The sequence below is a fragment of the Pseudomonas sp. SAR267 genome (genome assembly GCF_052077595.1).
GTDB lineage: Bacteria > Pseudomonadota > Gammaproteobacteria > Pseudomonadales > Pseudomonadaceae > Aquipseudomonas > Aquipseudomonas vlassakiae.
The window spans coordinates 5,576,025-5,589,183 of sequence record NZ_JBQIHU010000001.1; the positions used below are offsets into that span (position 1 = coordinate 5,576,025).

10 protein-coding genes and 2 pseudogenes are annotated in these 13,159 nt (G+C 63.9%); 5 read left to right on the forward strand and 7 right to left on the reverse strand.

Features of this window, described 5'->3' with window-relative positions; genetic code table 11:
* Position 1 precedes the first annotated feature (1 nt).
* Positions 2-1,009: a FecR family protein gene (locus tag ACTORR_RS26440; protein WP_313365540.1), complete on the reverse strand. Its 1,008-nt coding sequence runs from the start codon at positions 1,007-1,009 to the stop codon at positions 2-4.
* A 270-nt stretch (positions 1,010-1,279) separates the two neighbouring features.
* Here ACTORR_RS26440 and ACTORR_RS26445 point away from each other — a divergent pair, with 270 nt between their 5' ends.
* From ACTORR_RS26445 to ACTORR_RS26460, 4 genes are all read left to right on the forward strand, one after another.
* Complete coding sequence (locus ACTORR_RS26445) at positions 1,280-1,753, forward strand: MarR family winged helix-turn-helix transcriptional regulator (RefSeq protein WP_054886995.1); 474 nt, start codon at positions 1,280-1,282, stop codon at positions 1,751-1,753.
* 30 nt (positions 1,754-1,783) lie between these two features.
* Complete coding sequence (locus tag ACTORR_RS26450; protein WP_054886994.1) at positions 1,784-2,977, forward strand: HlyD family secretion protein; 1,194 nt, start codon at positions 1,784-1,786, stop codon at positions 2,975-2,977.
* On the forward strand, positions 2,974-4,509 hold the full coding sequence (locus ACTORR_RS26455; protein ID WP_099814593.1) for a DHA2 family efflux MFS transporter permease subunit: 1,536 nt from the start codon (positions 2,974-2,976) through the stop codon (positions 4,507-4,509). Before ACTORR_RS26450 ends, ACTORR_RS26455 begins: the two co-directional genes overlap by 4 nt.
* 721 nt (positions 4,510-5,230) lie before the next feature.
* Positions 5,231-5,452 carry a hypothetical protein gene (locus tag ACTORR_RS26460; RefSeq protein WP_441344075.1) on the forward strand — a complete coding sequence of 74 codons (222 nt, stop codon included), beginning with the start codon at positions 5,231-5,233 and terminating at the stop codon, positions 5,450-5,452.
* Here ACTORR_RS26460 and ACTORR_RS26465 read toward each other — a convergent pair.
* The 3 genes and pseudogenes from ACTORR_RS26465 to ACTORR_RS26475 all read right to left on the reverse strand — a co-directional run.
* Positions 5,443-5,640, reverse strand: a pseudogene (locus tag ACTORR_RS26465) (IS66 family transposase); the annotation flags it as partial. The gene ACTORR_RS26460 and the pseudogene ACTORR_RS26465 overlap by 10 nt on opposite strands.
* A gap of 144 nt (positions 5,641-5,784) precedes the next feature.
* Positions 5,785-6,896 (reverse strand): annotated as a pseudogene (locus ACTORR_RS26470) (DUF2345 domain-containing protein); the annotation flags it as partial.
* The gene (locus ACTORR_RS26475) at positions 6,871-6,993 is read right to left on the reverse strand and encodes a hypothetical protein (protein WP_418055958.1); all 123 of its coding nucleotides are present in this window, start codon (positions 6,991-6,993) and stop codon (positions 6,871-6,873) included. The pseudogene ACTORR_RS26470 and the gene ACTORR_RS26475, both read right to left, overlap by 26 nt.
* Before the next feature lie 166 nt (positions 6,994-7,159).
* On the opposite strand from ACTORR_RS26475, the gene ACTORR_RS26480 reads away from it, so the two are divergent.
* Entirely contained in the window at positions 7,160-7,906 is a 747-nt protein-coding gene (locus ACTORR_RS26480) for an SDR family oxidoreductase (RefSeq protein WP_054887443.1), read from the forward strand.
* An 11-nt stretch (positions 7,907-7,917) separates the two neighbouring features.
* On the opposite strand, the gene ACTORR_RS26485 is transcribed toward ACTORR_RS26480, so the two are convergent.
* The 3 genes from ACTORR_RS26485 to mapR form a co-directional block, all read right to left on the reverse strand.
* Positions 7,918-9,984 (reverse strand): hybrid sensor histidine kinase/response regulator, encoded by a 2,067-nt coding sequence (locus ACTORR_RS26485; RefSeq protein WP_313364934.1) that lies wholly within the window; start codon positions 9,982-9,984, stop codon positions 7,918-7,920.
* A 63-nt stretch (positions 9,985-10,047) separates the two neighbouring features.
* The gene (locus ACTORR_RS26490) at positions 10,048-11,664 is read right to left on the reverse strand and encodes a PAS domain-containing sensor histidine kinase (protein WP_054887441.1); all 1,617 of its coding nucleotides are present in this window, start codon (positions 11,662-11,664) and stop codon (positions 10,048-10,050) included.
* A gap of 60 nt (positions 11,665-11,724) precedes the next feature.
* Complete coding sequence (mapR, locus tag ACTORR_RS26495; RefSeq protein ID WP_054887440.1) at positions 11,725-13,134, reverse strand: GntR family transcriptional regulator MpaR; 1,410 nt, start codon at positions 13,132-13,134, stop codon at positions 11,725-11,727.
* Positions 13,135-13,159 lie beyond the last annotated feature (25 nt).

Below are 13,159 nucleotides of genomic sequence, written 5' to 3' on the forward strand. Positions count from 1 at the left end.
GTCAGCCCTTGTCGGGTGGTGGGGAAATGCTGTTGAGGACGGTGCTGCCGTCCTTGCTGCGGGTCAGGTAGACCGGCAACACCTTGGGCAGGTTGTCCACCAGCCGCTCGACCTCGCCGGTGTTGTAGATGCCGCTGATGCGGATGCGCCCGGTGCCGGGGTCGGCCAGCAGCAGCGGGGCGTCAAGGTAGCGGTTGATCACCGGCAGGGCCTGCTCCAGGCTCAGATTGTCGAGCACCAGCTTGCCGTTGCGCCAGGCCAGGCTGTTGTCGTAGTCGCTGTTCTCGGCCAGTTGCGGTTCGAAATCACCCGTGTGGTAGCTGGCCTGCATGCCAGGGCCAAGGCGGTAGCCGCCAGCACTGCCCGCGCTGCTGACCTGCACCGAACCCTGCACCAGCGTGACCTTGACCTGGTCCTGGTACTTCCAGACGTTGAACTGGGTACCGGTGACGCGGGCCTGGCCGCCACCGGCGCGGACGATGAACGGGTGGCTGCTGTCGTGCTGCACCTTGAAGAAAGCTTCGCCACGCTTGAGGGTGACCTGACGCTGGTCCTTGTAGTTGAGGTAGGTAAGTTCCGTGTGGAGATTGAGCTCGACCATGCTGCCGTCGCTCAACTGCACGGTCTTCATCTGGTTGCCCGCTTCGAAGTGCTGGTAGTGGTTGGGCAACCAGCCTTGCTCCCAACCCACCCAGCCGGCCAGCGGCAATACCAGCAGGGCCAGCGCTGCTGCCGAGGCCAGTGGCCGCCAGTTGCGTGACCGTGGCAGGTGCTGCGCGGGCAGGTTGAAATCGATGACCGTGGCGGTGCGCGGCAACAGGTCGGCGGTTTGCCAGATTTCCAGCATCGCCTGGTATTCCTCGGCATGACGCGGGTCGGCCGCCAGCCAGCGGGAGAAGGCCTCACGTTCGACCAGGGTGCAATCGTCGGCGTGCAGACGCATGCACCAGTGCGCAGCGGCATCGGTGATCGGATCGTCTGGGCTGGGATTGAGGCGGTCTTGGTTCATCATGGCTCCGGGTTTTGCGCATTCTACCCCTGCACAGGGGTTCCCGAGAACCGAGGTAATGGCGAATGACTATCAATTATGTGTGTTTTTCGTCGGTTGAGCAAGGGATTTCCGGCGTTTGAGAACGCTTCGCGGCAAACGGCTTGCGTGCCCGCTGCATAGTCGTCGACAACGGCTGTTTCATGAATATTTGCATAGCAGCCTAATCAAAGCTTTGACATTCACTGCCTAGGCAGTAATATTTTTAAACAATTCCCCGAGCAGACCCCGATGCCTCATTTCACCCCGGAAAACTTCCAGACCTGCGCCATCGGCATGCTGCTGGGCCGGGCGGCGATCCTCAAGGACCGCATTCTCGACTGGCACCTCGAATCGGAAGGCGTCACCGCCGCACAGTTCAAGGTGCTGATCATTGTCACCCAGTACGAGGTGGATACCCCGGCCGAACTGTGCCGCTACCTCGGCCTGGACAGCGGTTCGATGACCCGCATGCTCGACCGCCTCGAGCAGAAGGGCCTGATCTTGCGCAACCGCTGTCCTGATGACCGGCGCCAGGTGCGCCTGGGGCTGACCGCCGATGGCCAGCGCCTGGCCGACCGCCTGCCGGAGATCGGCGCGGCGGCGATGAACGAACTGGTCGGCGTGTTGCAGCCGGACGAACTGAAGTCTCTCGAAGGTCTGCTGGCCAAGGTGCTGCTAGGTGCCGGCGACCCTCTGACGATCCGCCGCTTCGGCGATCGTTGATCCCTGTTACACATTTTCCAAGGTATTGTCATGGCCACTCCCACAGACACCACAACTCCCTCCGCCGACGCGCCAGCGTCGGGCAAGCGCAAGGCCTGGCTGCTTGGCCTGCTGTTGCTGGTACTGCTCGCCGGCGCCGGCACCTGGGCTTGGTACAGCCTGATCGGGCGCTGGCACGAAAGCACTGATGACGCCTACGTCAACGGCAACGTGGTGGAGATCACGCCGCTGGTGACCGGCACTGTCACCAGCATCGGCGCCGATGACGGCGACCTGGTGCATGCCGGCCAGGTGCTGTTGCAGTTCGACCCGTCCGACAGCGAAGTGGCCCTGCAGTCCGCCGAAGCCAAGCTGGCGCGCAGCGTGCGCCAGGTGCGCGGGCTGTACAGCAACGTCGACTCGCTCAAGGCTCAGCTGGAAACCCGCCAGGCCGAGCTGCAGAAGGCGCAGCAGAACTACAACCGACGCAAGGTGCTGGCCGACAGCGGCGCGATTGCCGCGGAAGAGATTTCCCATGCCCGGGACGATCTGACCGTGGCCCAGGCCGCCGTCAACAGCGCACGCCAGCAGCTCAACACCAGCACCGCGCTGGTCGATGACACCGTGGTGTCCTCGCACCCTGAGGTGATGGCGGCCGCGGCCGATCTGCGCCAGGCCTACCTCGACCACGCGCGCACCACCTTGGTGGCGCCGGTGACCGGCTATGTCGCCAAGCGTACCGTGCAGCTTGGCCAGCGCCTGCAGCCCGGCACCGCGACCATGGCGGTGATCCCGCTGAACGAGGTGTGGATCGACGCCAACTTCAAGGAAACCCAGCTGCGCGACATGCGCATCGGCCAGCCGGTGGAAGTCAGCGCCGACCTGTACGGCAGCGAAGTCAAGTACAGCGGCACGGTCGACAGCCTCGGCGCGGGTACCGGCAGCGCCTTCGCCCTGCTGCCGGCGCAGAACGCCACCGGCAACTGGATCAAGATTGTCCAGCGGGTGCCGGTACGTATTCACCTCAGCCCCGACCAGCTCAAGGACCACCCGCTGCGCATCGGCCTGTCCACCGTGGTCGAGGTCGACCTGCACGACCAGAGCGGCCCGACCCTGGCCCAGCAACCACCGCAGCAGGCCAGCTACACCACCCAGGTGTATGACCGCCAGCTGGTCGAGGCCGATGACCTGATCGCCCGGCTGATCCACGAGAACAGCGCCACCGGCAAGACGGCCCAGCGATGAGCAACAACGCCCCGGCGCAGTTCACCCCGCCGAGCCTGCTGCTGACCACCATCGGCCTGTCGCTGGCGACCTTCATGCAGGTGCTCGACACCACCATCGCCAACGTGGCGCTGCCGACCATTTCCGGCAACCTGGGGGTGAGCTACGAGCAGGGCACCTGGGTGATCACTTCGTTTGCGGTGAGCAACGCCATTGCCTTGCCGCTGACTGGCTGGCTGAGCCGGCGCTTTGGCGAGGTGAAGCTGTTCATCTGGGCCACGCTGCTGTTCGTGTTGGCGTCGTTCCTCTGTGGCATCGCGCAGTCGATGCCGGAACTGGTGGGCTTTCGTGTCTTGCAGGGTGTGGTGGCCGGGCCGTTGTACCCGATGACCCAGACCTTGCTGATTGCCGTTTACCCGCCGGCGAAACGGGGCATGGCGTTGGCGTTACTGGCGATGGTCACGGTGGTGGCGCCGATTGCCGGGCCGATACTGGGTGGCTGGATCACCGACAGTTACAGCTGGCCGTGGATCTTCTTCATCAACGTGCCGATCGGCTTGTTCGCCGCTGCCGTGGTGCGCCAGCAGATGCGCACGCGGCCGGTGGTCACCAGCCACCAGCCGATGGACTACATCGGCCTGCTGACGCTGATCGTCGGCGTCGGTGCGTTGCAGGTGGTGCTGGACAAGGGCAATGACCTGGACTGGTTCGAGTCGTCGTTCATCATCGTCGGCACACTGATTTCGGTGGTGTTCCTGGCGATCTTCATCATCTGGGAGCTCACCGACCGCCACCCGGTGGTCAACCTGCGGCTGTTCGTGCATCGCAATTTCCGGGTCGGCACCATCGTGCTGGTTGGTGGTTATGCGGGGTTCTTCGGCATCAACCTGATCCTGCCGCAGTGGTTGCAGACGCAGATGGGCTATACCGCCACCTGGGCGGGGCTGGCGGTGGCGCCGATCGGTTTGCTGCCGGTGATCATGTCGCCGTTCGTGGGCAAGTACGCGCACCGCTTCGACCTGCGGGTGCTGGCGGGGCTGGCGTTCCTGGCGATCGGCACCAGTTGCTTCATGCGTGCCGGGTTCACCAGCGAGGTGGACTTCCAGCACATCGCCCTGGTGCAGTTGTTCATGGGGATTGGTGTGGCGCTGTTCTTCATGCCGACATTGAGCATTCTGCTGTCGGACCTGCCGCCGCATCAGATTGCCGATGGCTCGGGGCTGGCGACCTTCCTGCGCACGTTGGGGGGGAGCTTTGCGGCTTCGTTGACGACGTGGATCTGGATTCGTCGGGCGGATCAGCATCATGCGTACCTGAGTGAGCATATCAGCCAGTTCGATCCGGCGACGCGGCATACACTGGAGCAGATGGGCGGGGCGAGTGCGCAGCACTATGCGCAGTTGGAGCAGATCGTCAATGCGCAGGCGTACATGATGTCGACGGTGGATTACTTCACTTTGATGACCTGGGTGTTTGCCGGGTTGATCCTGCTGGTGTGGTTGGCCAAGCCACCGTTTACGGCGAAGGCGGGGCCGGCTTCGGCGGGCCATTGAGGCAGTAACGCTGCTGTTGCTGTTGCTGTTGCTGTTGCTGTTGCTGTTGCTGTTGCTGTTGCTCTTGCTCTTGCTCTTGCTCTGCTTTTGCTTTGGCTTCTAAGCGCGCGATAGTTCAGGCGACGCAAATTGCGACTTCAGGAGGCCGAACGCAGGTCTTGCGGAGGGAGGTGACGGGCATGGATGCCCGTCAAGCGCTGGGCCCCAGGATGGGGCCTGCAGCGCGGTCCTCCCGGGAGCAAGGCCGGAGTGAGGGGACCCCGGAGCGTAGCGCAGGGGCCGGATGATGGGAGCGGGCGGCTTTGGTTACTTTGGCCAAGACCAAAGTAACCCGCCGTAAGGGCGGAAAGGTGACTGTGCGCCACCATCGCAAATGAATGCGCACCTGATTTGAAAGCCAAAAGCCAAAAGCCAAAAGCCAAAGCTCGACTGCGACGGTTTTGAATATTCCGAATCCATTCATTTGCGATGGCGACGCACAGTCACCTTTCCGCCCTTACGGCGGGTCACTTTTTGTCAAACGCGACAAAAAGTAACCAAAAAACGCTGGCTCCTATCATCCGGCCCCTGCGCTGCGCTCCGGGGTTCCCTCGCTCCGGCCTTGCTCCCGGGAGGACCGCGCTGAACGGCCCATCCTGGGCCGCAGCGCTTGACGGGCATCCATGCCCGTCACCTCCCTCCGCAAGGCCTGCACTCGGCCTCCTGAAGTCGCATTCGGCGTTTGCTGAACTACCGCGCGCTTAGAAGCAGAGCAAAAGCAAGAGCTAAAGCAAGAGCAAAAGCAAGAGCAAAAGCAAGAGCAAAAGCAAGAGCAAAAGCAAGAGCAAAAGCAAGAGCAAAAGCAAGAGCAAAAGCAAGAGCAAAAGCAAGAGCAAAAGCAAGAGCAAGAGCAAGAGCAAGAGCAAGAGCAAGAGCAAAAGCCCGCTCGACTCACCCTGCGTAAGTTTCCTGGAAGTTGCGCGCGTGTTCGCCAGTACGGCTTGTGAAGTCGTAGACCACCGTCCTGAGCGCCGAAAACGGCGTCGTGCTGCAGGCTCAGACATAGGCTCGATGGGTTTTCTTCTCGCCCGGCGCAACCATTTGCACAGGTGTTTCATCAGCGTGAATCACGCCCTGCTTCAGCACCGTTTTGGGCCTCTATCTGGTTTCGATAGTTCGCAAACGCTGCCTTCTCACTTGCCAAGGCATTGCCAAAGATCAGCTGCAGCGAGCCGACAATAACGGCAACGCCCCAGGCCATGACGGGTTTAAAGTCGCGGAGTACCATGCCGGTCTGCCGTCTTCGAGCCTGATCTGGTAGGCGTGATCAACGGCCATGCGCACGCTGTCGTCGGCGTACCCGGGGTAGTGGAAGGCCAGGCGTTGCGCCGCCGGATCGCGGGCAAATGCCGGCACCTGGGCGCTGTCGGCCTTGGGGCCGACCCAGTCATGCTCGCTGGCATGGACGATCACCTTGCCCTGGCTGCCGATTTCGACACCGCCGCCGATCTTGATGTAACTGCCGTCATCGGCCACCAGGCGAATGGTGGGTGCGGTGATGACTACCTCGCCTTCGGCGGCCGACAGGTGCAGGTTCTTTTGGGCATTGACGGCGATGTCGTCTTCCTGGGCCTGGACCAGCACTTTGCCGCGATTGGCGATCGCGCTGATGCCTTCATCCTGTGCGAACGCACTGATGCCTTTGCCGGCTTGCAGGCGCATGGCGGCGCCGCTGGTCAACTGCAGATGGTCCTGGGCGGTGGTGTCATGATTCGCGCCGGCATAGTGCAGTTGCGAGCGTGGTGTGGCACTGGCAATACCTGCTTCAGCCGCAACGGCCATGACGGGTTCGCCAGGGCTGTCGCTGTCGGGCGCTGGCCACTGTTTAAGGGCCTGGCTCAAGGTGTCGATGCCCTCGCTATCCACCGCTGCGCCGCCTCGTGCGGCGGCCGTTTGCCCGAGGCTTTTGAACAGCTCGCCACAGTCGGCCAGCAGCTTGAGCAGTTCTTCGCGGTCCAGCTGCGAACCGGTGGCGTCCTGGCGTGCATAGGTGGTCAGCAACAGGCCTTGGGCGGCGCGCAGGGCAATCGCGGCGTCGGTGCGCAATTCGGCACCATTGCCGCGGGCCTTGGCCTGCCCGTCAATACGTGGCTCGGTAAGCTTGCCCAGGTTGAGTGCCGTGGCATGGTGCGTGGTACCGACACGGGCATGCAAGGCGCCCGGTGTGTCATCGAATAACAGCTCGTTGAAACCCCGGCCTTGTGCTCCTGGGTCTGAATGCCGGAGAGCGCACGGTTGCCTGGCAGGCCCGCGGCTTTGCTGAACCGCGGCGGCGTGTGGTCGGCGTTGTACAGCGCCGAGGTGACCACGGGGCGGTCGATATCACCAGCCAGAAAGGTCACCAGCACTGAAGTGCTCCAGCAACAGCGCCTGATCGCCCTGGACCGGGCTGGTGAACTTGATCAAACGGCGGTGCTGGGGTGTAAAAATGCTCGTCAATTCCATCGACGTCATATTCATTGGCGAAACAAGCGGAGCAAGGTATCACAACTTTTGGCATAACCGGCCCGCGGAGGGCGGGTCAAAACCTGTCAAGACGTGACGGTCATTCCATTGTCAGGTTATTTCACCTATTGTCGGGCCTTCGTCCCTTATCAATCCGTCAACCGCCATGCACAAAGTCATCGTCATCACGGGTGCCAGCCGTGGCATCGGTGCCGCCACCGCCCTGCAAGCCGCCCGCGAGGGCTATCGCATCTGCATCAACTACCACGCCGACGACCAGGCCGCCGAGGGTATCCTCGCCCAGGTTCGCGCCCTCGGCGCCGAGGCCATCACCGTGCGCGCCGACGCCAGCGTCGAGGACGAGGTGATCCAGCTGTTCCACCGCGTCGACCAGGAACTCGGCCCGGTGACTGCCTTGGTCAACAACGCGGGCACCATCGGCCAGCAAAGCCGTGTCGAGGCCATGTCCGAGTTCCGCCTGCTGAAGGTGATGAAGACCAACGTCGTCGGCCCCATGCTCTGTGCCAAGCACGCCCTGCTGCGCATGGCCCGCCGCCACGGGGGGGCGGGCGGGGCGATCGTCAATGTGTCCTCGGTCGCGGCGCGCCTGGGCTCACCCAACGAGTACGTCGACTACGCCGCCTCCAAAGGCGCGCTGGATACCTTCACCATCGGCCTGGCCAAGGAAGTGGCGGGCGAGGGTGTGCGGGTCAACGGTGTACGACCGGGCTACATCCATACCGGTTTCCATGCCCTGTCCGGTGACCCTGACCGCGTGACCAAGCTCGAACCCGGCCTGCCCATGGGCCGCGGCGGCCGCGCCGAAGAAGTGGCCGAGGCGATCCTCTGGTTGCTGTCGGAAAAGGCCTCGTATTCTACCGGCAGCTTCATTGACCTCGGCGGCGGGCGCTGAACGCTGCCCCGTCAGGGCAGCTCACCCGCCAGCAACTGACGGACCCGTTCGGCCAGCGCTTCGAGCTCGAAGGGTTTGGTCAGCACGCTGGTGCCCTGCAGCAGCTGGCCATCGCTGAGTGCCGCGCTCGCGTCGTAGCCGGTGATGAACAGCACCTTGAGGTCCGGATACAGTTGCCGGCAACGCTCCGCCACCTGGCGGCCATTGGGGCCGTCGGGCAGGCCGATATCGCTCAGCAGCAGGTCGGGTTGCGCGCACTGCTGCATATGCGCCAGCGCGGCAGTGCCATTGGCGAAGGCTTCGACCTGGTAGCCCAGTTCTTCCAGCACTTCGCCGACCACCAGCCGCAGCGCCGCCTGGTCTTCCACCAGGACGATGCGTTGCCCAGCCGAATCGCTGCCTGTCAGCGTCTTGCGCTGTGCCGGCCGGGCCGCAGTAACAGGCTGTTCAGGGTGACGCGGCAGGTACAGGTCGACCCGTGTGCCCTGGCCAGGCGAGGAAGTCAGGCGTAGCTGGCCGCCCGACTGGCGCACGAAGCCATAGATCATCGACAGCCCCAAGCCCGTCCCATGGCCCATGGGTTTGGTCGAGAAGAATGGGTCGATTGCGCGCGCCGCTACGGTTGCTGTCATGCCGCAGCCGGTGTCGGCAACACTGAGCCTTACGTATTCCCCGGCGGCCAGTTCCAGCGCCCGGGCCTGCTCGTCGTCGAGCGTGAGATTGTCGCCCTGGATGTCGATGGTACCGCCGCCCGGCATGGCGTCACGTGCGTTGATGCACAGGTTGAGCAGGGCGCTTTCCAGCTGTGGCGGGTCGATGAAGGTTGGCCATGGCCGAGCCAGGAAGCGGCTGTGCAAGCGAATGGATGGGCCGATGGTGCGGCGAACCAGTTCTTCCATGCCAAGAACCAGCGCCGCGACGTCGGTCGACCGCGGTTGCAGGGTCTGCTGGCGGGAGAAGGCCAGCAACCGGTGGACCAGGGCCGAGGCTTTTTGCGCCGAGCCGCTGGACAGCGCCAGCAATGGCTCAAGTTCTGCGTAACGCTGCTGGCCCAGGCGCTGCTGCATCAGCTCCTGGGCATTGATGATGCCGCCGAGCAGGTTGTTGAAGTCATGGGCGATGCCACCGCTGAGCTGGCCCACGGCCTCCATTTTCTGCGCCTGGCGCAGCGCCTGCTCGGCCTCGGCCAGGCGCCGCTGCTCCTCAACCCGGTCAGTGATGTCGTAGGCAAACAGATAAGCGCCTTGCACGCCGCCGTCATGCTCACGCAGGGCGTTGAAACGCAGTTCATAGTGGCGTGGCCCGAACCTGCCGATCTCGGTGAACCGCTCCCCCGCCAGCGCCCGGCGCCACATCGGCATGATCAGGTCATGGTCCGCCGGGTGGCTGGCCAGCACCGCTGGCAGGTGTTCGCCGACTTCGGGTGTGTGGCCATACAAGGCGTGGAAGTCATGTTTGGCCTGGCGGTTGACTGCCAGCCAGCGCAGCTGGGTATCGACCACATGCACGTTGAGCAGGCTGTCCTCGACCAGTTCGGCAAACCGGCGGCGTTCGGCCAAGGCTGCGCTGACCCGCTGTTCGAGTTCGGCGTTCAGCCGCTGCAGGGCCACTTCGGCCTTGCGTCGCTCGGTGACGTCAGTGAACAGCACCGCGACCTGGCGGCGCTCGGCAGGCTCCACACGGAAGGTGATCACCGACAGCACACGGCCGGTGGCGACCAGCTCCTGCTCGAACTGCAGCGGTTCGCCCGTGCGCAATACCGCACCGTAGCGGGCGACCCAGTCGTCCGCCTCGTCGGGCACCATCTCGCGCAGCTTCTGCCCGACGACGTTGGGGATGCCGGCATGCTTGGCGTAGGCGGCGTTGGCGAGGATATGCACATAGTCGCTGAGCGGGCCATGGGGGCCGTCGAAGAATTCGATGACGCAAAAACCTTCATCCATGGTGTCGAACAGGAAGCGATAGATGCTTGCGTCCTGATGTTCGTGGTGCTGCAGCAGCTGTGATTCCAGCTGTGCGTTACGTTGGCGCAGGGTTTCGACTTCCTGACGCAGTGCGAGCAGCTCGCGTTGGGGCATGGCGACGTCCGGCACAAATGAGTGGCCAGACTTTACCTGCCCGCAAGGCCGCCGCATAGCGGCCTAAGGGGGCAACCCCCGGTTTTTCAGCAACTGCTCGACTTGCTGGTTGAGGGTGGCCAGCGCGAACGGTTTGTACATGACCGCGCAATGCTTGCCCGGGCTGACATCGACCCGATTGCTGGCGTAGCCAGTGATATACAGGACGTCGACGGCGCCAGGCAGTTGCTGGCAGGCCGCCGCGACCTGGTAGCCATCGATGCCGCCCGGCAAGCCGATATCGGTGATCAGCAGGTCAGGGCGCAAGCCTTTTTCCAGGGTTTCCAGTGCGCGGCGGCCGTCGCTGCAGGCGTGGACGTCATGCCCCTGTTCTTCGAGCATCTCGCTGATCAGCAGGCGCAGAATGTCCTGGTCCTCCACCAGCAGAACTACACGGGGCGCTGCGTGAACCTGCTGCTCCGGCGCCCGCGGCTGCGCGCTGGGTTGCCCGGCATCGTCGCCGCCGGCCCGGGGCAGGTAGAGGTGGATGCAGGCGCCTTGCTCCGGTTCGCTGACAATGCGCAACTGGCCGCCGGACTGGCGCACGAAACCATACACGATCGACAAGCCAAGGCCGGAACCGTGGCCCAGTGGTTTGGTGGTAAAGAAGGGCTCGAACGCTCTTTGCAGGACGTCGGCGGACATGCCAATGCCGGTGTCGCAGACACTCAGATGCAGGTAGGCGCCGCTGGGCAGGTCCACTGCGCGTGCCTGCAGATCATCGAGCCAGGTGTTTTCGCTGGCAATGCGCAGCGTGCCCCCCTGAGGCATGGCATCACGGGCATTGATGCACAGATTGAGCAATGCGTTCTCCAGCTGGTGCGGGTCGATGCGCACCAGCCACTGGTTGCTCAGGGTCTGGTCAATGAAGGTGATGCGCGCGTCCAGCGAGCTGGCGATCAGTTCATGCATGCCTGCCACCAGCTGCTGCACATCTACCGCCTGCGGCATCAGTGTCTGTTGGCGCGAAAACGCCAGCAGCCGCTGAACCAGCGAGGCTGCCCGTTGAGCGTTTTGCCGGGCGAGGCCCAGTAGCCGGGCGGAGTCCTGGTAGCGTTGTTCAGCCTGGCGTTGCTCGGCCATTTCCAGGGCACCCAGGATGCCACCGAGGAGGTTGTTGAAGTCATGGGCAATGCCGCCAGTCAGCTGGCCCACGGCTTCCATTTTCTGCGATTGGCGCAGGGCTTCTTCGATCTTGCGCACGCGCTCCTGTTCGGCGACGCGCGCGCTGATGTCGTAGGCGAACAGGTAACCACCCTGGATGTGCTGCCGGGCGTCGCGCAGGGCGTTGTAGCTGATCTCGTAGTGGCGCGGGGCGTCGGGCGGGCCCAGGGCGATGATGTCGGTGAACGCCTCGCCGGCCAGCACGCGCGGCCATACCGGCTCCAGCCACTTGACGATGTCGGGCTGGTTGGCAATGAACTGTGGGATATAGTCGCCCACCTTTGGCACGAAGCCGCGCAGGCGCTTGAAGGTCTCTTGCGCGGTGCGGTTGATCGCCAGCAGACGAAGGTTGCGATCAGCCGCGAACACGTTGGCCTGACTGTGGTCGACCAGTTCGCCCAGCAGCCTGCTGTTGGCCTGGGCCTGGTCGATACGTGCCTGCAGTTGCTGGGTGGAAGGCGTCGATTCGTCAGACATCACCGTGGCGATCCAGCGTGTGGGTCGCCCAACTATAGCTGCAGTTTTTCAGGCCTTCCTTCAGAACGAGCGGATGATGCGCCCCAGGGTTTCCATGGCCCGTTCGGCGGCCTCGTTCCAGGGTGAACCGTAGTTCAGGCGGATGCAGTTGCCAAAGCGCCGGGTTGGCGAAAAGATCGGCCCCGGTGCGATGCTGATGCCTTGGGCCAGGGCCATGTGGAACAGTTTCAGGGCATCCATCTGCTCGGGCAGCTCCAGCCACAGGAAATAGCCGCCGGAGGGCTGGCTGACGCGGGTCTGCGCCGGGAAATGACGGGCGATGGCTGCCAGCATGTTGGCCTGCTGGCCCTCCAGGGCGTAGCGCAGCTTGCGCAGGTGACGGTCGTAGCCGCCGTGCTGCAGGTAATCGGCGATGGCCGCCTGGGCCGGCATCGAGGCGCACAACGAGGTCATCAGCTTCAGTCGCTCGATCTTCTGTGCGAAGCGCCCGGCCGCGACCCAGCCGATGCGATAACCCGGCGCCAGGCTTTTGCTGAACGAGCCGCAATGCATCACCAGGCCTTGGGTGTCGAAGGCCTTGGCCGGTTTGGGAGCTTGCTGCGCGTAATACAGTTCGGCGTAGACATCGTCCTCGATCAGCGGCACCTGGTGGCGGCTCAGCAACTCGACCAGCGCCTGCTTCTTCGCTTCGGGCATGCTGGCGCCGACCGGGTTCTGGAAATTGGTCATGCACCACACCGCTTTGACCGGGTGCTTGTCGAGGGTCTGGGCCAGCACGGCCAGGTCCATGCCCTCGCGCGGGTGCACCGGGATTTCCACGGCCTTGAGCTTGAGCCGCTCCAGCACTTGCAGGCAGGCATAGAAGGCCGGCGCCTCGATCGCCACCAGGTCGCCGGGCTCGGTGACCGCCTGCAGGCACAGGTTCAAGGCTTCGAGCGCGCCATTGGTGATCAGCAGTTCTTCCATCGGCAGCATCAGCCCACCGACCATGTAGCGCAAGGCAATCTGGCGGCGCAGTTGCGGGTTGCCCGGCGACAGGTCGGTGACCACCATGCGTGGGTCCATGGCCCGGCTGGCACTGGCCAGCGAGCGTGACAGGCGCTGCAGCGGGAACAGTTCGGGGCTGGGGAAAGCCGAGCCGAACGGTACGGTGCCGGGGTCCTTGATCGAGTCGAGGATGGAGAACACCAGGCCGCTGACATCGACCTCGGTCGATTCGCTGATAGGCTCCAGCGCCTGGGGTTCACTGAACTGGCGCGGGGCGTGGGCGTTGACGAAGTAGCCCGAGCGCGGCCGTGCGCGGATCAGCCCACGGCGCTCGAGCAGGTAGTAGGCCTGGAACACGGTGGACGGGCTGACGCCGTGGGTCTGGCTGGCGTAGCGCACCGAAGGTACGCGCTGGCCTGGGCCGAGCACCCCGGAGCGGATCAGTTCGGCAATGTCGTCGGCGAAGCGTTCGTAGCGTTTCATGGGGGCTCGGCAGGCAAGGTGAAGT

Bases quoted from the DNA above. Each gene is read 5' to 3' on its own strand.
- ACTORR_RS26480 (WP_054887443.1), top strand. From the start codon at position 7,160: ATGCACAAAGTCATCGTCATCACGGGTGCCAGCCGTGGCATCGGTGCC.
- ACTORR_RS26455 (WP_099814593.1), top strand. From the start codon at position 2,974: ATGAGCAACAACGCCCCGGCGCAGTTCACCCCGCCGAGCCTGCTGCTG.
- ACTORR_RS26450 (WP_054886994.1), top strand. From the start codon at position 1,784: ATGGCCACTCCCACAGACACCACAACTCCCTCCGCCGACGCGCCAGCG.
- ACTORR_RS26445 (WP_054886995.1), top strand. From the start codon at position 1,280: ATGCCTCATTTCACCCCGGAAAACTTCCAGACCTGCGCCATCGGCATG.
- ACTORR_RS26440 (WP_313365540.1), bottom strand. From the start codon at position 1,009: ATGAACCAAGACCGCCTCAATCCCAGCCCAGACGATCCGATCACCGAT.
- ACTORR_RS26485 (WP_313364934.1), bottom strand. From the start codon at position 9,984: ATGCCCCAACGCGAGCTGCTCGCACTGCGTCAGGAAGTCGAAACCCTG.
- ACTORR_RS26475 (WP_418055958.1), bottom strand. From the start codon at position 6,993: ATGGAATTGACGAGCATTTTTACACCCCAGCACCGCCGTTTGATCAAG.
- mapR (WP_054887440.1), bottom strand. From the start codon at position 13,134: ATGAAACGCTACGAACGCTTCGCCGACGACATTGCCGAACTGATCCGC.
- ACTORR_RS26490 (WP_054887441.1), bottom strand. From the start codon at position 11,664: ATGTCTGACGAATCGACGCCTTCCACCCAGCAACTGCAGGCACGTATC.